This window comes from Bradyrhizobium lablabi, assembly GCF_018129385.1.
In the GTDB taxonomy this organism is placed as follows: domain Bacteria; phylum Pseudomonadota; class Alphaproteobacteria; order Rhizobiales; family Xanthobacteraceae; genus Bradyrhizobium; species Bradyrhizobium lablabi_C.
Genome location: NZ_JAFCLN010000018.1, coordinates 142,601 through 162,558 on the forward strand (window position 1 = coordinate 142,601; position 19,958 = coordinate 162,558).

Below are 19,958 nucleotides of genomic sequence, written 5' to 3' on the forward strand. Positions count from 1 at the left end.
ATTCCGGCGGCGCCGCCGGCACCATTGCTATTTCAACTGCGTCTGCACGACCGGCCCCGTCTTGTCGGCGCGTCCTTCGGCGATGACGAGGTAACGCCTTGCGATCCTGTCTTCGCCGCGGACGATCTGCCGGATCGGACCGGTGGCGTTGACGATCGCCGCTCCGGCCGGGTTGGTCGAGAAGGCCGCCAACGGCTCGAGCGGGCCCTCGCCGTTCCGCTCCCGCGCCAGCGCGAGGACGTAAGGCTGTTTCGGCTCCAGTCCGGTGACCGACGCCTGCAAGACCTGGATTAGCCCCTGATCGAACAGCGAGACGCTGGTGACTTCGTCGTTGCCGCTACCGCTAGCACCGGCGCTGCCAACCGTCTTACGGCTTCGCACGGCTCCGAGCGCCAGATGGGTGGCCTCGCCGGCGAGATGAAGCTGCTCCAGGCCCCGCGTGCCGTCGCCCTCCGGCACCGCATCCGGAACATAGACGATCGCCTGCGGCGCCTGCCCGATCGGACTTGTCGCGATCAGCTTGTTGGCGATGGTATCGATCGCAGCCATGCCGTCGGCATTTTCCAGCCCGACATAGACGCGGCTGCCGTCGCCGGACGGCCAGACACCATGCGGCAGCTTGCCGACCGGGATCGTCGCTACTTGCGAAAAATCGTCGGTGCGAAAAACCTTGACCTCGTTCAGCCCGCCGATTGTCACATAGGCGAACATGCCGTTGGCATTGCGGACGATGTTGACGTGATTGGTGATCGGCCCGGTGTCGATCGACTTCAGCACCGCGAACGGCGGCTGCGCGTCGAACACCATGGTGCGGCCGACATCCTTCAGCGTGAACCAGACCTGCTTGCCGTCGGGGGTGGCCGCGATGTTCGGACAGAACGGGCTGTCCTGCTTGACGTGGCCGACGATCTCGTGATCGGCAACCGAGATGACCACGGTTTCCGGGTTGAAGGACGAGCAGACGTAGCCGTATTTGCCGTCGGGCGAGAATATCTGCATGCCCGGTCCTCCCGGCACCTTGATCCGCAGCTTCTCTTCAAAACTCTGGCCATCCAGCACGGCAACATAGTCCTCGCCGCGAACGGTGACCCAGACTTCCTTGCCGTCGGGCGTGAAGAACGCCTCGTGCGGCGAGCGGCCGACATAGGTGGTGTGCTTGACGGCGTTGGTCGCGGTGTCGATGAAGGTGACGGAGTTGCTGCCGATCGAGACCACCGCAAGGGTCTGGCGGTCGGGCGAGAAGCCCATGCCGTGGACCAGCACCTGTCCCCTGTAGAGCGGGCTGAAATTTCCGGGCTGCGGATCGCCGAGGCGGATGACGCCGATCAATCTGCTGTCAACGGGGTCGGTGACCGAGACGGTGTTGGAAAACTGCTCCGCCGAATAGACGCGATCGCGGTGGCTGATCGGGATGTCCGGATCGGACGCAGCGCCCGGCGCCTGGCCGGCGCACGCCGCCGTCTGGCCGGCGAGCGACATGCCGGCGAGCAGACTCCACGTCAAGAGCCGGCGCCGCATCTCTCACTCCTGGTCCATCTTCATGTCCATGGCGCCGTGCTCGGCCTGCGGCGGAGGCAGCGCGCCCGGCTCGGTCGGCGACGCCATCGACGGCGGCAGCTCCTCGTCCATGGCGAGGCGCATCGCGGCAATTTCCTGCTGCTGGGTCACGACGATCTCCTGCGCAAGGCGGCGAAGCTGCTCGTTGCGGCCGTAGCGCAGCACGGACTTGGCCATGTCGATCGCGCCCTGATGGTGCGGCACCATCATCGCGACGAAGTCGCGGTCGACGTCGCCGGTCGGCTTGATCACCATGTCCGCCATCATCTTGTTCATGGCAGCGTCGTTCTCGGACAGGAACGGCTGCTCGTCGGCAAGGTCCGGCCGGTCCGCGACATATTGAAGGGGCATCGCGCCGTGCAGGTGGTAGGCCTTCGACGTGTCCTGCGCCAGTGCGAACGACGTCGCCGCGACTGACGCGGTGGTAGCGAACGAGATCGCCCGCTTGCGAATAAAGGTACGCGAGAACAAGATCATTCCAAACTCCCGGCAAGCGCATTTGCGCGCGTGGTTGTCTCCACCGCCCGTCCCTGTGTTTCACCCATGCCCTGTTGATACCGTCTTCGAAGCGAAACGGTGCACCGCAAACATGGCGATGCTGCCCTGCACCCTCAATTAAAAATCAATTTATGATTTCCGGAATGCACGAAACGGCGATGCCGGGGCCGTGACACGCCAAGCCAATGCGCTCACGGCTGCTTGAGGAGAGCCTCGTTGAGGACGGCAGCGGGACCGTGGCTTTCGCCGGCCGCACGTAAATTCCCGGGTTGCACGACGAACAAGTCCGCTCTCCGGATCAGTTGAATTTTTTAAACGGCAATTTAGTGGAGCCGGACCTTTCCTACCCCACATCAGGATCGTGCATCCGCCATCCGGGTGCAGCTTCCAGCGAGCAGTTCGCATTCGGAAGAACACGCGCCCCTTGCGCTGCGTGAGCGCGCTGGCACGTCCGGACGATGCCCGCATCGCTATGGAGAAAAAACAATGACCTCGATCAAGACAATCGCCGTCGCGGGATTACTCGCGGTGATCACGGCAGTACCCGCATTCGCCCAGGAAGCCATTCAGGAGCCGGGCCTGTTCGCGTTCAATTATCCGAACCTGGATGTGTTGAACGGCGGCGCGCCGACGCCGGCGTACCGGATGCAGTTCATGCCGCCTTCGGTGATGTACGAATATAACCTGCGCGCGAGCGGCCTCGCCGGCCCCGCGGTCATGCATCACCGCTATGTCCATCACGCACGATGACAGCGGGATGACAACGGCATGAACGACAGGTCGCGGTGACTAACAGAGAATTTAATCGATGCCGTATCCATCGTTCCTATCTGTCCTTGGTACGACGTTCGGTTGCCGCGTGACTCGCTGAGCACGCACGACACTGCGCCGAACAATCTGAGTGAAAGGAGTGTCATGATGAAGAAAGCGATCACGATATTGGCAACGGCCCTGCTCGCTTCGAGCCTGCTCGTGACTGCCGCCGACGCCCGCGGAGGCGGCGGAGGTGGCGGTGGTGGTCACGGCGGTGGCGGTTTTGGCGGCGGCGGCGGCTTCGGTGGAGGTGGCGGCCATATGGGCGGCGGCGGCTTCGGTGGCGGAGGTTTTGGCGGCGGCCACATGGGCGGCTTCGGCGGTGGCCACATGGGTGGCTTTGGCGGAGGCCACATGGGTGGTTTCGGCGGCGGCCGCAGCTTCGGAGGCTTTGCCGGCAGTCCCCGTTTTGGCGGCAGCGTCGCGCGTTTTGGCGGCGGTCGCTATGGCGGCTATGGGTATCGCCACGCCGGACACTTCCGGCGCGGCTTCGGCTTCTATCCCGGGTACTACAGCTACTACGACTACCCGTACTGCTACGATTATTACGGGTATCAGAGCTACTACCCCTGGTCGCTTAGCTGCGGCTGAAATCTGCCGCGCATCAAAGCGCAGATGGCGGCGCTGAGCAAGCGGCGGTCAAGAAGTGGGCATGCCGAAGTGTTGCGGTCGGCATGCCTACAGGACTGATCGCCGCCTGTTCGGGTCTGCGGGACAGGTGCGACGAGTATGGCTGCCTCAGGCGTTCTTTCCGATCGAACGCGCCAGACGCAGGAAAGCCTTCAGCAGCGGACTTGCGTCGTCCTTGTGGTAGATCGCATGCAATTTCGTCAGCGGAATTTTGCCGCGCACCGTCAAGGGGCGATAGACGACACGGGGCAACAGCAGGCTCCGGATGCAATCCGCCACCAGCGTCACGCCCATACCGGCGGCGACCAGGCTGACGGCCGTCTGCATTTCGCCGGTATCCTGATCGATGCTCGGACTGAAGCCGGCATCAGCGCATAGACCGACGATCTCGTCGGCGATGCTCGGCCATGAATTGCCGCGGTAAAGCACGAAATTGTCCGATGCCAGCTTTTCCAGTGCGACGACTTTCTGCCGCGCCAGCGGATGGTTCTCGTGCAGCGCAGCGATGAAGGGTTCCTGATGGATCGCTTCCGACGTGATTTGCGCGGTTTGCACCGGAGAACGCGTCAGTCCCAGCGAGATGCGGCGGCCGGCGAGCGCTTCCACCTGCTCGGCCTTGATGAGATGCAGGATCTCCATCCGCACCTGTGGAAACTTGCCGTGAAAACGTTCGAGGATGGTCGGCATCACGCCGAATGAAACCGATCCCGTCATCCCCAGCACCAATCGCCCCGCCTCGCCGCGCGCGACGCCCCTGGAGCGGGCGACCGCGCGATCAAGCCCGGCAAACGTTTCCTTGACGTCGCTGTAGAGGGCGGCTCCCGCTTCGGTGAGGCTGACCCGCTGATTGCCGCGGACGAACAGCGCAAATCCGAGTTCATGCTCCAGCGCCTGGATCTGGCGGCTCAGCGGCGGTTGCGAAACGTTCAGCCTTGCGGCGGCCCTGACGAAATGAAGCTCTTCGGCAAGAACCAGAAAATATCGGAGTTGGTTGATCTTCATGACAGTTTGTCGTCGTCCCCGGGAAGACGACGAACTTGGCACAAGTGAGCGTCGGAGACCAAGCCGGAGGTCAGCCGACACCGGCTAGATCAGCCGGCCGGCTGCTTCCCAATAAGGCGCCCGCAACAGGCGCTTCCGTATTTTGCCGGAGTCCTCGCGCGGCAGGCCGCTTCTGATCTCCACCTGTCGCGGCACCTTGAATCCGCTCAGGCGTTGCCGGAGATAGACCAACACCTCCGCCGGGCCGAACGAATGGTCCGTTTGCGGTTCGACCAGCGCGAGCAGCGATTCGCCGTATTCGGCATCGGGAATGCCGAACACCGCACAATCCCTCACGCCCGGCATCGCCGATAGCACGGATTCGATTTCCGCCGGGTAGACGTTGGCGCCGCCGATAATGACCATGTCCCGCTTCCTGTCGCACAGGAACAGAAAGCCGTCGTCATCACGGTATCCGATGTCGCCGAGCGTGATCAGCCCGTCACGTTCGACCTCGCGCCGCTTCACCTCCTGTCCGTGATACGTGAAGTCCGGATAGTGGCTCAGCCGGGCAAATATCTCGCCGGGCACGCCGGGCGGGCAGTCCTCGCCGTTCTCGTCATAGATGCGCAACGTGACGCGATCGAGCACCTGTCCCACCGAGCCCGGCCGCCGCAGCCAGGCCGCGGAATCGGAAAAGGCGATGGGGCCGGTTTCGGTGCCGCCGTAGAATTCGTGGATGACAGGCCCCCACCATTCGATCATGCGGCGCTTGACGTCCGCAGGGCACGGCGCCGCCCCATGCAGCACGAAGCGCAGCGACGACAGATCGTATTTGCTTCGTACCTCGGCAGGCAGGCCGAGCAGCCGCACGAACATGGTGGGAACCATGAACACGCAGTCGATGCGATGTCGTTCGATCTCGGCGAGAAGCTGCTCCGGCTCGAAGCGCGGCATCAGGACCAGCAGGTCGGCGACGGTGGCGGCGCTGATGGCAATGCCGTTCGGCGCGCCGTGATAGAGCGGCCCGGGGATCATGAGGCGCACGCCCGGTGTCACGCCGTAGACGCTGCGCCGCGTCTCCTGCATCAGCAGCTTCTGTTCGGCGGTCGGCGCAAAGCGGCGCACACCTTTTGGAACGCCTGTGGTTCCCGAGGTATAGAGCATGCTCTGAATGAACTTTGGCACATCGCTGCGATGCTCCTTCTGTTCATGCAGCCACAGGTGCCAGTCTCGCGCCGCGATGTCAGGCACGGCCTTGTCCGTATCTATTCGATAGCCGCCGAGCAGATCCGGCGGCGTCTTGACCGCCAGGACCTCGATATCAGAGACATGTTCCGCCCCGAGCGGCGCCAGCAGGTCGGAATGAGCGACCAGAACCCGCGCGCCCGAATCCTTCAGGATGTAATCGATCTCCTGCGGCTTGGCGTGCCAGTTGATCGGAACGGCATGCGCTCCCATTTCGATCGCGGCGAGACTCGCTTCGAGAAACGCGATGTCATTACGCATCAGGATGGCCACGGCATCGCCGGGCCGAAGTCCCATCCCGACGAATCCACCGGCGGCGCGGCTTGCATGGGTCAAGAGCTCCCGGCGAGACAGGAATCGACCTGCCTGCAGGATGCCCGGTTTTCCCGCCCCGGCACTCGTCGAACCGTTATGTTCAGGCATGACCTACGCCCAGCCGCGCTTCAACCAGCGCCCACCATCCACCATGAAGTCGCAGCCGGTGACGAAATCGCCGCCGGGGGACACGAGGAAAGCGCAGGCATTGGCGATGTCGTCGACTAGGCCGAAGCTGCCCAGCGCCATCCGCTCGATCTCGCGATCGGCAACACCGCGATCCTGGTAGAGGCGCTTCAGTCCTTCGGTGCCCGCGATCGGCCCCGGCAGAACGTTGTTGACGCGAATGCCATACCCGCCCCACTCCACCGCGAGGCTGCGGGTCAGCGACAGCACGCCTGCCTTGGCCGATGCGGCATGCGCGCTACCCGGCCAGCCGGACAGCGCCTGCGGCACCGTGATGTTGATGATCCGTCCACCTCCCGGCGAAGCCTTCAGCCCCGCCAACGCGGCCTGACAACAATTGAAGGTGCCGTGCAGATCGATGTCGATCACGGTGCGCCAGGCATTCTCCGACATGTCCTCGGTCGGGCAATGGAAATTGCCGGCGGCATTGTTGATGAGAACGTCGAGCCGTCCGAAGCGCTCGACGATGCCATGGATGGAATCCCGGATCGCCAGATGCTTGCGGACGTCGACTGCGATCGTGACCGGCTCGGCGCCGGGCACCTCACGCATCAACTGTTGCTTCGCCGCGGCAAGTTTGTCTTCCCGCCGGCCGACGATGACGAGGGTGGCGCCGAGTTCGGCGAAGACGCGCGCAATCCCCAGCCCAATGCCCGAGCTGCCGCCGGTGATGAGGGCGATACGATCCTCGAGAAGCCCTTCGCGGAAAATGGAAGTCCGTCTGGCGACGCCGGACTCATCGGATTGCACGGCTTCAAGTGAAACGACCATCGGTTTCCTCGCAAAAGATTGCAGCGCTTTGCCGCAATCTAGGCGCGGCGCTACACGCTCGCGAATGCTATCGTGGTATCGATCCATTCCCTTTCGATATTGGCAGGAGCAGCCCGGCTCCCATAAGAATTGGTACGACACAAAATCAATAATGGCAGGGTGGATGCGCGCTCTCTTTGCAATGGCAATGGTCTTGTTGCTGCCCGTCTCGGCGCTGGGACAGGAATATCCGGCCCGCGCGATCAGGCTGGTCACTTTCGGCGCCGCCGGCAGCGCCAGCGATGTCCTTGCCAGAACGATCGGCAAGCGGCTGTCCGAGAAAATGGGCCAGCCGGTCATCATCGACAATAAACCCGGCGCGGACGGCATGATCGCGGGCAGCGACGTGGCGAAATCGGCGCCCGACGGCTACACGCTGTTCTTCGCGTCGAACAGTCCGATCGCCGCGGCGCCGGCGTTGCGGAAGTCAGTCCCCTACGATCCCCTGAAGGATTTCACGCCGATCACCATGGTCGGCTACTACACGTTCTTTCTCTATGCCCATCCGGATGTGCCGGCCAAAACGCTCGGCGAGTTGATCGCCTATGCCAAGGCCAATCCGGGCAAATTGTCCTACGGCAGCGGCAACACCACGGGTTCGGTCGGCATCGCCCAGATCGCGACGATGTCCGACATCAAGATGGTCCACATTCCCTATAAGGGAGAGCCGGCGGCGCTCGCTGACCTCCTCGCCGGACGCATTGACCTCATGATCGGAACGCTGACGACCGGCCTCACTCATGTGAAAGCCGGCACGCTGCGGGCGCTGGCGACGACCTTGCGGCAACGATATCCGGGGCTGCCCGAGGTTCCCACCATTTACGAAGCCTTGCCACAATACACGATCACCTCCTGGGGCGGCATGTTCGGCCCGGCCAACCTGCCCAGGGAGATCGTTGCGCGCCTCAACAAGGAATTTCTCGATATCATGAAGGAGCCGGAAGTCGTCGAGACGCTCGCGAAACAGGGTTTCGTCCTCACGCCCTCCACGCCCGAAGCCCTCGGAAAATTTCTCGCCGAGCAGATCGACGCCTGGAAGATATCGGCTCGGGCAGCCGGGATTGAACCGGAATAGTTTTGCGACAGTCGCGGGAAACACAGGCTGTGCCCACGCCGCACCGGGTGCGGCGGCTCGGCTAGAAGCACTCCTCCGCCGAAAGCAGTTCGCGGTCGTTGCATTCAGCAAGGTCCTTCGGTACCGACGACACGATTCAATTTCTTGTTGTCGGCACGCGCGTCCATAAAGCCGGAAATTTCCAGAACTCACGATAGCGCTCGATCACCTTCCTTTGGCTTTTGACGGCTCGAAGAATTAATCGAGCGTCTTTGACGAACCGCGACGCTGCCTCCGGGCGGCGCTTTGCTTCCAGGACAGAGAGCGACCGAACAAGTAGGGCAATACCGAACAAGTCATAGGGCAATAGCGAACAAAGTCATACGGCATCAAAGCAGAGCGACGGCGACTGCTGGGCAACCGCCACCTTCAGGCCACATCTCTGGCGACAATTTCTCCGGACTATCCTAGTCTCGCTGCGCGACGAGCATGTCAAACCGCACCAGCCGTGACAGTCAGCTTTGGGTCGCGCTCCAAACTTTAAATGCGTAATTTTTGTTAGGAGAATGAAGAAATGCCGCTGAACCTGACCTTCATTAATGCTGGCAATTACACCATCGACGATAACGGCATCCCGGGCGACAACACGTCGGTGATCCGCGACGGCAACGGCAACGTCGTCTACACTTTCGTCCATCCCGGCGACAGCATCGGCCTCACCGTCGGCGCGCCGGGCGTGCATCTGACAGTCAACTTGACTGACGGTCTCGGCGCCGCGAACCTCACGATCGGCAGCCTGACTTCGGCGGCAGCCTCTCCCGATTCCATTACAATCGGCAGCGTGCGCACCACGGGCATTGTCACGCTGGTTGCGAACGGCGCCATCACAGAGCTTGGCAGCGACGCCGGCGCGGACATCATCGCAGGCCAGGTCATCCTCAGCGCGAATACAGGCGTCGGCACGGCGGGCAATGCCATCGAAACACAGACGCCGACGATCGAAGCCGAAACCACTACCGGGGGCATCACGCTCAGCAATGTCGGCAGCGTTCAGATCGGAGGAATCAGCGACAACGTCAATGGCCTGGAAGTGGCGACGTCGGGTGACATCAATTTTTCCAACGTCGGCACGATCGTGCTCAGCGACTCGACCGGCACGGCATCGGTCCGTGGCGGCACCACCTCCGGAAACGTCACGCTGACGGCGAGTGGTGGCGACGCTGACATCATTGCCGGCGTCAACAACGACGCGATCTCGGTTCCCGGCGGCTACCTGATACTTCAGGCTGGGCGCGACGTCGCCTTCGGCATCATCGGCACCGACTTCGACAATGATGTGCGCGCGCGCGGCAGCATCCTCATCAACGCGGGCCGCGATTTCCTGATCGATGGCTTCGCCGACCTGGCCTCGGACGATTTCGCGGCCGACACCGGCGGAAACGTCACCATCACCACGGGCCGCAACATTCACGTCCGCAACGCTGCCGGAGCCGATGGCAGCATCTTTGCGAACGGAAGCTCGGGCGCGGACGTGGTCCTGACCACCGGCGCGAACGGCGCACTCATCGTCGACCCGGCTTCCATAGGCAGTTCCCAACCGATCGCCTCCAATTCCGGCGACGTGATCGTGAACGCGGACCGCATCCTGATCGACAGTGCGTCCGGCATCGGCGCCCCGAACGGGCAGGTCACGCTTCGACCCGTCACGGCCGGCCGCGAGATCTGGCTGGGCAGCATACCGGATGCTTCGGTCGCGCTTGAACTGTCGAGCGCCGAGCTGAGCCGCATCTTCTCGCCCAACCTCACGATCGGCGCCGACAACGCGGGATCCATCAACGTCTTGAGCAGCATCGCTTCGCTGCCGGCGAACGCGACGCTGCGGACCGGCGAGAATATATTGATCGGCGCGAGTTTGACCAATGCAACTGCACTCGCGCTGCGGGCCGGCAACAACATCTACCATACCGCTGGAACCATAACGACAGGCACCCTGACCGCGCTGGTCGACGCCCTCGGCAACGATGCCGCAACCGGCGGCGTCGCGTGGTTCAATGCTGCGGTCGCCGCCGCTCCGATCACGATCGACGGCGGCGGGGAGAATGACACGCTCACCGGCATCGAGGGCGTGGAACAGACCGTGCACGGCAATGGCGGCAATGACCGGATCGTTTCCAGCGGTGAAGGCCACTATTTCGGCGATGCCGGCAATGACGTGATGCTGGCCGGACTGTCCAGCGGACTTGTTCCGGAAGTCCTCGACGGGGGCAGCGGCATCGATACGCTCGATCTCACGAGCTTCAACGGCGGCTATACCGTCAACCTTGCAACCGGCGTCACCAATTTTGCCTTCGAATCGTTCATCAATATGGAGAACGTTGTCGCCGGCACTGGCAACGACAGCCTGGTGGGAAGTGCGGTTGCCAATCAAATCAGCGGCGGCGACGGCAACGACACCATCAATGGCGGAGGCGCCGCCGACACGTTGAGTGGCGGTGCCGGAACTGACACCGTCGCATTCAGCGGCAACAGGGCGGATTATCTCGTCGGCTACAATTCCAACACACAGACCTTTACTTTCAGGGACCTGCGCAACGGTTCGCCCGACGGCACCGACAGGGTGACGGGAGTTGAGGTTTTCGCGTTTGCCGACGGCCTCTTTCCCAGCGGGACGTTCGAGCATGCCGTGCCCTTGAAGGACTTCAATGGTGACGGCAACAGCGACATCCTTTGGCGCAACGACGCCGGCGCGGCGCAGATCTGGAACATGGACGGCGGCACCCTGCTCGGCGCCAATTCCCTCGGCACCATCCCTACGGAGTGGACGATCGCCGGCACCGGGGATTTCAACGGCGACGGCAAGAGCGACCTGCTCTGGCGCAACGAAAGCACCGGCGTGACCCAGACATGGGACATGAGCAATGCCACCATCCTGGGTACTCACTCGCTCGGGTCGATTCCGCTGGCCTGGAAGGTGCTCGATACCGGCGATTTCAACGGCGACGGAACGAGCGACATCCTCTGGCGCGACGACAGCACCGGCGCGACCCAGATCTGGAACATGCTCAACGGCAATGTCCAGACCACCCAATCGCTTGGAGTCATTCCCACGGTCTGGAAATTGGAAGGCACCGGCGACTTCAATGAGGATCACAAGAGCGACCTCCTGTGGCGCAACGAGAGCTCCGGCGTGACCCAGATCTGGAATATGGACAACGGCACGACCCTGGGCGTCCAATCGCTCGGGGTCATTCCGGTGAACTTCAAGGTTGAGGGCATCGGCGACTTCAATGGCGACGGCAAGAGTGACCTGCTGTGGCGCAACGACAGCACCGGTGTGACGCAGATCTGGAACATGAACAACGGCACGATCCAGAGCACCCGAGCGCTCGGGACGATTCTCGCCAATTTCCAGGTCGAGGATGTCGCGGACTACAGCGGCGACCACAACGCCGACATTCTCTGGCGTAACACGACGACCAGTGTGACCCAGATCTGGGAAATGGATGACGGGGCGATAACCACCGCACAATCGCTCGGCGTTGTGCCGAACAACTGGCACGTCATAGCTTAGCTGCTAACCGCCTGCCGCTGCGAACGGTAGCGCCGTTCGCAGCGCATCGGCATCGGACAATCGCTATCTGCTGATTCTATGGCCGGAACCCGCGCGGACGATAACGCGCGTTCGCCGGCCGGGATGTTGTCGCGTCTTTACAGACATCCGGAAAGCCAAACCCGGCGTTCAATTTATGGATGTCGCGCCGGCGACCTCATTTCGTTGCGCGAGATAGCCACAGAAACTATAAGCGGTTGAAACGATGGTCGGAGTGGCAGGATTCGAACCTGCGACCCCTGCGTCCCGAACGCAGTGCTCTACCGGACTGAGCCACACTCCGACTTGGAACGCGGCTTATAGCCTCCGGTTTGGGCCACCGCAAGCAGCGGAAGTGAGGATTTTTGTCCCGGTGAATCTGAGCCTTACGACCCGAATTCTGCCGGCCGGCCAAGGGGCTGTGGCCGCCGCGGCCACCTGCCTTGCGCAAGGCGGGCTGGTCGCGTTCCCGACCGAGACGGTCTACGGCCTCGGGGCCGACGCGGCCAGTCCGGACGCGATCGCCCGTCTCTACCAGGCCAAGGGGCGGCCGGCCTTCAACCCGCTGATTGCCCATGTCGGCGACCTCGCGGCGGCGCGCCGGATCGCCGGTTTCGATGCGGCCGCGCTGGCGCTGGCAGAAAGCTTCTGGCCGGGGCCGCTGACGCTGGTGCTGCCGAAAACGAGCGATTGCATCGTGGCCGATCTCGCCACCGCCGGGCTCGATACCGTCGCGGTCCGCATCCCCGCCCATCCCCTCGCGCGCGAAATCCTGCGCGCCTTCGGCGGGCCGGTGGTGGCGCCGTCGGCCAATCTCTCCGGCCACGTCTCGCCGACCACGGCGGCGCACGTGCAAAGCGATCTCGAAGGCCGTATCGACCTGATCGTCGACGGCGGTGCGGTCGCGGTCGGCGTTGAATCCACCATCGTCGGATGCTTCGAGGAGCCGATGCTGCTGCGTCCCGGCGGCCTGCCGCGCGAACAGATCGAGCGCGTGCTCGGCCGCGCCTTGCGGCAGCCGCCTGCGGATGCCGAGAGTGACAGCGGCCAGCCGCTGGCGCCGGGCATGCTGGCCTCGCACTACGCGCCGCGCACGCCCGTTCGGCTCAATGCCGTCAGCGTCGAGCCGGGCGAAGCGCTGCTGGCGTTCGGCCCGCGCACCCTGCCCGGCGCCGAGGCCGCGCTCGTAGCAATGAATCTGTCCGCTCGGAGCAATCTCACTGAGGCCGCCGCCAATCTTTTCGGTTATCTTCGCAGCCTCGATACCACGAACGCGCGCGCGATCGCGGTGATGCCCGTTCCCGACGAAGGGTTGGGCGAAGCCATCAACGACCGGCTGCGCCGCGCAGCGGTCGGGCGGGAATAGGAGCATGATCAGGAAAAGTGGGTACCGGTTTTCCGACAAGATCATGCTCAAACAGAGATAGACGACCGGGCAAGAAGAATGAACATCATCCAGCCGGCAGCGCCACAGCTGTCGCCCGAACTGATCGAAAAATTCCGCAACATCGTCGGCGGCAAATACGCCGTCACCGACGCCGCCGACATCGCGCCCTACACCACCGAAGAGCGTGACCTGTTTCACGGCCATTCGCCGCTAGTGCTGCGCCCGGGCTCGACCGCCGAAGTTGCCGCGATCTGCAAGCTCGCCAGCGAGCACCGCATCGCGCTGGTGCCGCAGGGCGGCAACACCGGCCTCGTCGGCGGACAGACGCCGCACAATGGCGAGGTGGTCGTCTCGCTGCGGCGGATGGACAGGATCCGCGAGGTCGATACCGCCTCCAACACCATGACCTGCGAGGCCGGCGTGATCCTTCAGGTGGCGCAGCAGCGCGCCGCGGAAGTGGACCGGCTGTTTCCGCTGTCATTGGGGGCAGAAGGAAGCTGCACCATCGGCGGCAATCTCTCCACCAATGCCGGCGGCACCGCCGCGCTCGCTTATGGCGTGGCGCGCGAGATGGCGCTCGGGGTGGAAGTGGTGCTGGCCGACGGCCGCATGCTGAACGCATTGTCCAAGCTGAAAAAGGACAATACCGGCTACGATTTGCGCAACCTCTTCATCGGCGCCGAGGGCACGCTCGGCATCATCACTGCGGCCACGCTAAAACTGTTTCCGAAGCCGCGCGCGGTGGAGACCGCCTATGTCGGCCTGAAATCGCCGGCGCAGGCGCTAAAATTGCTGTCGATCTCGCAGAACGAGGCGGCAAGCAGCCTGACCAGTTTTGAGCTGCTCGCGGACATCGCGGTGGATTTCTCCGTCCGCCACGGCATCGATGTCCGTAATCCCCTTCCCGCAGGCCATCCCTGGTACGTGCTGATGGAATTGTCGTCCTCGCGCGACGATGCCCGCGCCGCGCTGGAAGCGATTTTGGCCAAGGGACTGGAAGACGGCATCGTCGACGACGCCGTGATCGCCGCGAACCTGACCCAGCGCCAGGCATTCTGGAAGCTGCGCGACGAAATGTCGGCGGCGCAAAAGCCGGAAGGCGGCTCGATCAAGCACGATATTTCGGTGCCGGTCGCCGCCGTGCCGGATTTCATCGCCGAAGCCAACGCCGCCGTCGTCAAACTGATCCCGGGATCGCGGCCGGTGCCGTTCGGTCATCTCGGTGACGGAAACATTCATTACAATGTCAGCCAGCCGGTCGGCGGCGACACCGCCGAGTTCATGGCGCGCTGGCATGAGGTGAATGAAGTGGTGTTTGCGATCGTGCTGCGGATGGGTGGATCGATCTCGGCCGAGCACGGCATCGGCGTTCTCAAGCGGGATGAACTGCCTGACGTAAAGGACAAGGTCGCGATCGAGCTGATGCGGAACATCAAGGCGATGCTCGATCCGCTTGGGATCATGAATCCCGGCAAGGTGCTGTGACGGCGGCACCTGCCATGTCGGCTTCTCCCCTTTCCATCGCCCCGATCGAGGATGCGGACGTTCCCGCCGTCGTCTCGCTGTGGCAACGTTGCGACCTGACGCGGCCCTGGAACGATCCGGCCGCCGATATCGCGCTGGCGCGGCGCGGGCCGAACTCGGCCATCCTGACCGGCCGTGACGGCGATGCAATCGTCGCAACCGTGATGGTCGGCCATGAAGGCCATCGCGGCTGGGTCTACTACGTTGCCGTCGATCCCGACCATCAGGGCAAGGGCCACGGCCGCGCCATCATGGCGGCCGCCGAAGACTGGCTGCGGCAGGCCGGCATCGCAAAAGTGCAATTGCTGGTGCGGCCCGACAACAACAAGGTGCAGGCGTTCTATGAATCGCTCGACTATGACGAGCAGGAGCGCATCATCTACGCCAAATGGCTGGACGGCCGCGAGCCGACGCCCTAGCCAAAATCGGGCCAACAGCGATGAGCATTTCCGATCGCGTCCGCATTAAGGACGAGCGCATTCTCTCCCACGAATACCACGTGCTGAAAGCCGTGACCTTTGACTTCCGGCGCGGCGACGGCGCCTGGCAGACGCAAAACCGCGAGGTGTTCGACCGCGGCAATGCCGCTACGCTGCTGCCCTACGATATTGCGAACCGCACGGTGGTGCTGGTGCGCCAGTTCCGTCTGCCCGCTTACCTTAGCGGCCATGATGGCCTCCTGATCGAGGCGGCCGCCGGTATGCTCGACGACGAGACGCCGGAGCGGCGAATCCTGCTCGAGGCCGAGGAGGAGACCGGCTACCGGCTGCGCAACGTGCGCAAGGTCTTTGAAGCTTTCATGAGCCCCGGCGCAGTCACTGAGAAGATGCACTTCTTCGTCGCGGCCTACGAGCCCTCGATGCGCATCAGCGACGGCGGCGGCAACGCCGACGAGGGCGAGGACATCGAGGTGCTGGAATTGCCGATCGACACCGCGCTCGCGATGATCGCCGACGGCCGCATCGCGGACGCCAAGACGATCATGCTGCTGCAATACGCGGCGCTGAATATTTTCCGGTGATGTTGGAAAGCGTTTCAGTTCGGCTTCCCGGGAAATGACCAATCGGACGCTTCCCATATAGTCGTCCACTCGTTTTTGTTGCCGGTATGCGGGTTGTATTCAACGCGAACGAGCACGAACCGGCCAAGCCCCGGATCGATTCGATAAAAGTGACGAAGCCCCGCGACCGAAATGTCCGAACCCGTCTCGGCTTGAAAGACCTTGGCTTCTTTATCCCAAGTGATCCAACCCGGTGTAGCTGTCGCGCGGAAGCCGCCTGGATGCGCGAGAATCGGAAACTCAAGAAGTCTTGGTTTGAGCACGCTCGAAACATCGAATACTTGGTGTGAGTAGCTAACCGTCCCCGCGCGACACAGCACGATGGCAATACGGATGCCTTCTGGACGCATGAAACGGACGGGCTCCTTTTCGATTTCGTCCTTATAGGGACAGCCTGCCTGTTCCAGTGCAAACGCAAGCGTCTTCGGTAACGAAGCGGCATCCGAAACTTCGAACTCCGTTCGTCCATTCGCTAGCGTCCCCCACTCGCGGCGAGTGTCCGTGCTGTCCTGTCCGATTGTGACTACAGGCGAGCCAACGATGAACATTGCAGCGATCAAGACGCGGGAAAGCAGGGAGCCGGTGAAACGCATTCTGGGTTCTCGGTCAGAGGAGTCTCGGATCCAGATATCTATTCGTCTTCATGATTTTCGCCATTGGACCAGCACGACGGCCATGAATGACGAGGATCAGAACAGACTCCCCTGCCCGTCATCGCTACCGCTCGCCGCCTTCCGCACCGCCGCCTTCTTCGGCTTCGGCTCCTCCGCCGCGCGCTGCTCCTCCGTGATCGGCAGCGTGAGCTGCGCATCGTCATTGGCGTGAGCGTTCACGCGTGTTGAAACCTCATGCCAGGCGAACTCGCCTTCTTCCGGGCCGACCAGCAGCGCCATCACCTCTTCAGCGCCGTGGTTGAGGCCATCGAGCCAGCGCTCGAAATCGCCCTTCGCAATCGTCACGGGCACGCGGTGATGCAGCACGGCGAGATCGCGGCTCGCCGGCGCCGTCACGATGGCAACCGTGTCCATCTCCTCGCCGTTCGGCCCCATCCAGGTCTCCGCAAGGCCGGCGAAACCAAACAGCGCGCCGTCGCGGCGATGGATGAAATAGGGCCGCTTGCGGCCGCCGGCGGTGTTCCATTCGTAATAGCCGTCGGCCGGGATCAGGCAGCGCCGCCGCTTGATCGCGTTCTTGAACGCGGGCTTGTCCAGCACGCCCTCGGAGCGGGCATTGATCAGCAGCGAGAAGTTGCGGGGGTCCTTGACCCAGGCCGGGATCAGTCCCCATCGCATCAACTTGAAATGCCGCGCGCCGTTTTCGAGGATCACCACCGGAATCGGCTGCGTCGGCGCGATGTTATACCGTGGCGGAAAGTTCGGCTGTTCTCCATATCCAAATACCTGCCGCACCGCGGCCGGAGGCGATGTAATCACGAAGCGTCCGCACATTCTGCAACCCAGACAGGTACTTATTCAGTTCCTATTAACGCCAAACGTTAACACTGCAACAGATGACCCCAATGGCCTCCCCATCAACGGTTCAAGCGGCAAAAGGCGGCTCCCATGGGGAAGCGCGCGCGGCCCAATTGCGCGCGGCCAACATCAACCCCCGCACGGGCCTCGCCACCGATTATCTGAATCATTTCAACGAAGCCATCATGCTTCTTGAGATGATTCCGGATATGCCGGAATGCGCCGACGATTTTCTGGCCTGGCAGCCGCTGTCTTATGCCGAGCATTTCATGGCTTCCAACTTCAAGGCGCGGGATCTCGCCATCGAGGCTTATGACGCCGCTGATACCAAAACCCGCGCCGAGTTCGACCGCATCACCGATACCATGACCTCGATCCTCACCGCGGTAGGCTCGGCCATGCGCGACGCGCGCCAGGACAAGACCCGCACGACGCTGGCACTGGAGGCGACCGGCTGGGTCAAGCCGCTGGTGGCGCTGGCCGGCGGCATCATCAATGGCGGCACCGAAGCCGACATCGAAACCATCATGGCGAGCTAACCGCCGTGGCTTCCCTTGAAGTGCCGCAGCGTCCGCAACTTGCCGTCAGCGGCGCGATCTTTCGCGACGGAAAGGTGCTGCTGGTGCGCCGCGCGCGCTCCCCGGGCATGGGCTTTTACTCCCTGCCCGGCGGCCGGGTCGAATTCGGCGAATCCCTGCACACGGCGCTGCATCGCGAGGTCGCGGAAGAAACCGCCATCCAGATCGAGATCATCGCGCTCGCCGGCTGGCGCGAGGTGCTGCCGGGGCCGACCGGCGGCGGGCATTACCTGATCATGTCGTTCGCCGCCCGCTGGGTGGCCAAGGAGCCCGTGCTGAACGACGAGCATGACGACTTCAAATGGCTGGAGCCGGATGCGCTTGGCGACCTCAAGGTCACCGGGGGGCTGCAAGAGGTCATTCAGGCCGCTCGGCGCCTGATTCCGGGTTAACCGCGCCTTGCTTCCAGCGCATTGAGAGGGCATACGGAGCCCATTCCGGAACCCCGATGTTAAGACGCTTTCTGACCATTTTCGCCCTGATTTCGGCCTGTCATCTGGTCCCCGCGCGGGCCCAGGACGCGGCTGCGCCGTTCGATGGCGACCTCCAGCGGCTGGCCGAAATCCTCGGCACCCTGCACTATCTCCGCGGCATCTGCGGCAGCAATGAAGGGGCAAAATGGCGCAACGAGATGCAGGCGCTGATCGACGCCGAAACCCCCTCGGGCGAGCGCCGCGCGCGGATGATCGCGGGCTTCAACCGCGGCTATAACGGCTTTCAGCAGACCTATCGGTCCTGCACGCCGGCAGCCACCGTGGCGATCCGCAGATATATCGAGGAAGGTTCAAAGATCTCGCGCGACCTCACCGCGCGCTATGCGAACTAAACCATGGACGCCATTTTCTTCGATCTCGACGGCACGCTGACCGACCCGAAACCCGGCATCACCGGCTCGATCCAGTATGCGCTGCAAAAGCTCGGTCTTCCCGTCCCGTCGCAGGACGAACTGACCTGGTGCATCGGCCCGCCGCTGCGCGCCAGCTTTGCCAGCATGCTGGGCGCTGAAACCCATGCCGACCTCGCCGTGTCGTATTATCGCGAGCGCTTTGGCGACGTCGGCCTGTTCGAGAACAGCGTCTATCCGGATATCGAGCATATCCTGGCCGCGCTGAAGCAATCGCATGGCCGGCTGTTCGTCGCGACCAGCAAGCCGCGCGTGTTCGCCGAGCGCATCGTCGATCATTTTGGCCTGACCGGTTATTTCGAGCGCGTGTTCGGCTCCGAGCTCGACGGCACCCGCGTGCACAAGGCCGACCTTCTCGCCTACGCGCTCGAGGAAACCGCCGTGAACCCGCGGCGCACCTTGATGATCGGCGATCGCAGCCACGACATCATCGGCGCGAAGCGCAACGACATGGGCGGCGCGATCGGCGTGCTCTATGGCTATGGCAGCGAGCAGGAGCTGATCGAGGCCGGCGCCAGCCATATTTGCGCCACGCCGCGTGCGGTGCACGAGCACATCAGCGGGCGCGCCGGCTGACAGCGGAACCCTGGCTTTGAAGTTTCGTACACCGCGTTAACCTTTCCTAAAGATGTCCCTAGGCGCGCCTCAATCGCATGCTACACGTTAACCCGTTCGATGCGCTCCGCCCTGGATCGCGCGCAAAATCCGTTGAGTTTCATGAGCCATCCCGCGCCCTTTTCTCTTCGCCGCGAACTGTTGCCCGACCACGAACAGAAGCAGGCGGCGCTGAGCTATCTGAGCGAGGCCTGGGCCGAAGCACGCCATGACGGCGTCGACGGCGACTGCCTTGCGCAGGCGAGCCTGTTCGCAGCGATGGCCGAACTGGTGACGACCTACGGCGAAGAGGCGACCGCGAAATTCGTCGAGGGCCTCGCCACGCGCGTGCGCAACGGCGAGTTCTCGCTGGCGCTGGCGAAGCAGTAACTGCCGCTCCATACTCACCCGTCATCGCCCGCGCAGGCGGGCGATCCAGTATTCCAGAGGCGTTTGCGATTGAGCCGAGAGGCCGCGGCGTACTGGATCACCCGCCTGCGCGGGTGATGACGACTGAGGTTGACGCTACTGTTACCCTAGAGGCAGCGACAGCGAGCTCACTCCTAGGATGGGTAGGGCGAAGCGAAACCTACAGACCGAGAGTGTGACAAATTCGACACGACGGGCAAATCAACTTCTGATTTTCGGAAGTCGCGTCAAGCCCCGAAAATAAAAATATTCCCCTTAACACGTCGGGCAAATCACTGGCACAACTCCGCGCACCCGGGCCCACATGAGGGGACGTTTCGCGATCGTCA

20 protein-coding genes and 1 tRNA gene are annotated in these 19,958 nt (G+C 63.1%); 13 read left to right on the forward strand and 8 right to left on the reverse strand.

Annotated elements, in window-relative coordinates:
• Positions 1-27: 27 nt before the first annotated feature.
• Together JQ628_RS27355 and JQ628_RS27360 are read right to left on the reverse strand one after the other, a co-directional pair.
• Entirely contained in the window at positions 28-1,518 is a 1,491-nt protein-coding gene (locus tag JQ628_RS27355; RefSeq protein ID WP_212227437.1) for a YncE family protein, read from the reverse strand.
• Positions 1,519-1,521: 3 nt separating this feature from the next.
• Positions 1,522-2,034 (reverse strand): DUF305 domain-containing protein, encoded by a 513-nt coding sequence (locus JQ628_RS27360; protein ID WP_433996169.1) that lies wholly within the window; start codon positions 2,032-2,034, stop codon positions 1,522-1,524.
• A 507-nt stretch (positions 2,035-2,541) separates the two neighbouring features.
• Between JQ628_RS27360 and JQ628_RS27365 the strand changes: the two genes are divergently transcribed.
• Together JQ628_RS27365 and JQ628_RS27370 are read left to right on the forward strand one after the other, a co-directional pair.
• Entirely contained in the window at positions 2,542-2,805 is a 264-nt protein-coding gene (locus JQ628_RS27365; protein ID WP_212227439.1) for a hypothetical protein, read from the forward strand.
• A 168-nt stretch (positions 2,806-2,973) separates the two neighbouring features.
• Positions 2,974-3,459, forward strand: a complete 486-nt coding sequence (locus JQ628_RS27370; RefSeq protein WP_212227441.1) for a hypothetical protein — start codon at positions 2,974-2,976, stop codon at positions 3,457-3,459.
• Between the two features lie 147 nt (positions 3,460-3,606).
• On the opposite strand, the gene JQ628_RS27375 is transcribed toward JQ628_RS27370, so the two are convergent.
• The 3 genes from JQ628_RS27375 to JQ628_RS27385 form a co-directional block, all read right to left on the reverse strand.
• Entirely contained in the window at positions 3,607-4,500 is an 894-nt protein-coding gene (locus tag JQ628_RS27375; protein WP_212227443.1) for a LysR substrate-binding domain-containing protein, read from the reverse strand.
• Positions 4,501-4,584: 84 nt separating this feature from the next.
• Positions 4,585-6,150, reverse strand: coding sequence for an acyl-CoA synthetase (locus JQ628_RS27380; RefSeq protein WP_212227445.1), 1,566 nt, complete (start codon positions 6,148-6,150; stop codon positions 4,585-4,587).
• 3 nt (positions 6,151-6,153) lie between these two features.
• On the reverse strand, positions 6,154-7,254 hold the full coding sequence (locus tag JQ628_RS27385) for an SDR family oxidoreductase (RefSeq protein ID WP_349628131.1): 1,101 nt from the start codon (positions 7,252-7,254) through the stop codon (positions 6,154-6,156).
• Here JQ628_RS27385 and JQ628_RS27390 point away from each other — a divergent pair.
• Entirely contained in the window at positions 7,187-8,113 is a 927-nt protein-coding gene (locus tag JQ628_RS27390) for a Bug family tripartite tricarboxylate transporter substrate binding protein (RefSeq protein ID WP_212227447.1), read from the forward strand. The genes JQ628_RS27385 and JQ628_RS27390 overlap by 68 nt on opposite strands.
• Positions 8,114-8,666: 553 nt before the next feature.
• Positions 8,667-11,663 carry an FG-GAP-like repeat-containing protein gene (locus tag JQ628_RS27395; RefSeq protein ID WP_212227448.1) on the forward strand — a complete coding sequence of 999 codons (2,997 nt, stop codon included), beginning with the start codon at positions 8,667-8,669 and terminating at the stop codon, positions 11,661-11,663.
• 245 nt (positions 11,664-11,908) lie between these two features.
• Here the strand turns inward: JQ628_RS27395 and JQ628_RS27400 are convergent.
• Positions 11,909-11,985: transfer RNA gene (locus JQ628_RS27400), tRNA-Pro, on the reverse strand.
• Between the two features lie 69 nt (positions 11,986-12,054).
• On the opposite strand from JQ628_RS27400, the gene JQ628_RS27405 reads away from it, so the two are divergent.
• The 4 genes from JQ628_RS27405 to JQ628_RS27420 all read left to right on the forward strand — a co-directional run bounded on the left by JQ628_RS27405 (position 12,055) and on the right by JQ628_RS27420 (position 15,613).
• Entirely contained in the window at positions 12,055-13,047 is a 993-nt protein-coding gene (locus JQ628_RS27405) for an L-threonylcarbamoyladenylate synthase (protein WP_212227451.1), read from the forward strand.
• Between the two features lie 78 nt (positions 13,048-13,125).
• The gene (locus JQ628_RS27410) at positions 13,126-14,553 is read left to right on the forward strand and encodes an FAD-binding oxidoreductase (RefSeq protein ID WP_212227452.1); all 1,428 of its coding nucleotides are present in this window, start codon (positions 13,126-13,128) and stop codon (positions 14,551-14,553) included.
• A 14-nt stretch (positions 14,554-14,567) separates the two neighbouring features.
• Positions 14,568-15,011, forward strand: coding sequence for a GNAT family acetyltransferase (locus JQ628_RS27415; RefSeq protein ID WP_212227460.1), 444 nt, complete (start codon positions 14,568-14,570; stop codon positions 15,009-15,011).
• A 20-nt stretch (positions 15,012-15,031) separates the two neighbouring features.
• The gene (locus tag JQ628_RS27420; protein WP_212227462.1) at positions 15,032-15,613 is read left to right on the forward strand and encodes an NUDIX domain-containing protein; all 582 of its coding nucleotides are present in this window, start codon (positions 15,032-15,034) and stop codon (positions 15,611-15,613) included.
• A gap of 14 nt (positions 15,614-15,627) precedes the next feature.
• On the opposite strand, the gene JQ628_RS27425 is transcribed toward JQ628_RS27420, so the two are convergent.
• Positions 15,628-16,245 (reverse strand): hypothetical protein, encoded by a 618-nt coding sequence (locus JQ628_RS27425; protein WP_212227464.1) that lies wholly within the window; start codon positions 16,243-16,245, stop codon positions 15,628-15,630.
• Positions 16,246-16,341: 96 nt separating this feature from the next.
• Positions 16,342-17,100: an SOS response-associated peptidase gene (locus JQ628_RS27430; protein ID WP_212227466.1), complete on the reverse strand. Its 759-nt coding sequence runs from the start codon at positions 17,098-17,100 to the stop codon at positions 16,342-16,344.
• Positions 17,101-17,171: 71 nt separating this feature from the next.
• Between JQ628_RS27430 and JQ628_RS27435 the strand changes: the two genes are divergently transcribed.
• The 5 genes from JQ628_RS27435 to JQ628_RS27455 all read left to right on the forward strand — a co-directional run bounded on the left by JQ628_RS27435 (position 17,172) and on the right by JQ628_RS27455 (position 19,590).
• Positions 17,172-17,663 carry a hypothetical protein gene (locus tag JQ628_RS27435; protein WP_212227468.1) on the forward strand — a complete coding sequence of 164 codons (492 nt, stop codon included), beginning with the start codon at positions 17,172-17,174 and terminating at the stop codon, positions 17,661-17,663.
• Positions 17,664-17,668: 5 nt separating this feature from the next.
• Entirely contained in the window at positions 17,669-18,094 is a 426-nt protein-coding gene (locus JQ628_RS27440; RefSeq protein WP_212227470.1) for an NUDIX hydrolase, read from the forward strand.
• Positions 18,095-18,150: 56 nt separating this feature from the next.
• On the forward strand, positions 18,151-18,528 hold the full coding sequence (locus JQ628_RS27445; protein ID WP_212227472.1) for a TIGR02301 family protein: 378 nt from the start codon (positions 18,151-18,153) through the stop codon (positions 18,526-18,528).
• A 3-nt stretch (positions 18,529-18,531) separates the two neighbouring features.
• Positions 18,532-19,182 carry an HAD family hydrolase gene (locus JQ628_RS27450; RefSeq protein ID WP_212227474.1) on the forward strand — a complete coding sequence of 217 codons (651 nt, stop codon included), beginning with the start codon at positions 18,532-18,534 and terminating at the stop codon, positions 19,180-19,182.
• A 141-nt stretch (positions 19,183-19,323) separates the two neighbouring features.
• Positions 19,324-19,590, forward strand: a complete 267-nt coding sequence (locus JQ628_RS27455; protein ID WP_212227476.1) for a hypothetical protein — start codon at positions 19,324-19,326, stop codon at positions 19,588-19,590.
• Positions 19,591-19,958 lie beyond the last annotated feature (368 nt).

What these genes read in the sequence shown, in the direction of transcription:
- JQ628_RS27375 (WP_212227443.1), bottom strand. Translation starts at nt 4,500, where the DNA reads ATGAAGATCAACCAACTCCGATATTTTCTGGTTCTTGCCGAAGAGCTT.
- JQ628_RS27390 (WP_212227447.1), top strand. Translation starts at nt 7,187, where the DNA reads ATGGTCTTGTTGCTGCCCGTCTCGGCGCTGGGACAGGAATATCCGGCC.
- JQ628_RS27445 (WP_212227472.1), top strand. Translation starts at nt 18,151, where the DNA reads ATGTTAAGACGCTTTCTGACCATTTTCGCCCTGATTTCGGCCTGTCAT.
- JQ628_RS27425 (WP_212227464.1), bottom strand. Translation starts at nt 16,245, where the DNA reads ATGCGTTTCACCGGCTCCCTGCTTTCCCGCGTCTTGATCGCTGCAATG.
- JQ628_RS27410 (WP_212227452.1), top strand. Translation starts at nt 13,126, where the DNA reads ATGAACATCATCCAGCCGGCAGCGCCACAGCTGTCGCCCGAACTGATC.
- JQ628_RS27365 (WP_212227439.1), top strand. Translation starts at nt 2,542, where the DNA reads ATGACCTCGATCAAGACAATCGCCGTCGCGGGATTACTCGCGGTGATC.
- JQ628_RS27355 (WP_212227437.1), bottom strand. Translation starts at nt 1,518, where the DNA reads ATGCGGCGCCGGCTCTTGACGTGGAGTCTGCTCGCCGGCATGTCGCTC.
- JQ628_RS27435 (WP_212227468.1), top strand. Translation starts at nt 17,172, where the DNA reads ATGGCCTCCCCATCAACGGTTCAAGCGGCAAAAGGCGGCTCCCATGGG.
- JQ628_RS27455 (WP_212227476.1), top strand. Translation starts at nt 19,324, where the DNA reads ATGAGCCATCCCGCGCCCTTTTCTCTTCGCCGCGAACTGTTGCCCGAC.
- JQ628_RS27380 (WP_212227445.1), bottom strand. Translation starts at nt 6,150, where the DNA reads ATGCCTGAACATAACGGTTCGACGAGTGCCGGGGCGGGAAAACCGGGC.
- JQ628_RS27430 (WP_212227466.1), bottom strand. Translation starts at nt 17,100, where the DNA reads ATGTGCGGACGCTTCGTGATTACATCGCCTCCGGCCGCGGTGCGGCAG.
- JQ628_RS27450 (WP_212227474.1), top strand. Translation starts at nt 18,532, where the DNA reads ATGGACGCCATTTTCTTCGATCTCGACGGCACGCTGACCGACCCGAAA.
- JQ628_RS27360 (WP_433996169.1), bottom strand. Translation starts at nt 2,034, where the DNA reads ATGATCTTGTTCTCGCGTACCTTTATTCGCAAGCGGGCGATCTCGTTC.
- JQ628_RS27370 (WP_212227441.1), top strand. Translation starts at nt 2,974, where the DNA reads ATGAAGAAAGCGATCACGATATTGGCAACGGCCCTGCTCGCTTCGAGC.
- JQ628_RS27420 (WP_212227462.1), top strand. Translation starts at nt 15,032, where the DNA reads ATGAGCATTTCCGATCGCGTCCGCATTAAGGACGAGCGCATTCTCTCC.
- JQ628_RS27415 (WP_212227460.1), top strand. Translation starts at nt 14,568, where the DNA reads ATGTCGGCTTCTCCCCTTTCCATCGCCCCGATCGAGGATGCGGACGTT.
- JQ628_RS27395 (WP_212227448.1), top strand. Translation starts at nt 8,667, where the DNA reads ATGCCGCTGAACCTGACCTTCATTAATGCTGGCAATTACACCATCGAC.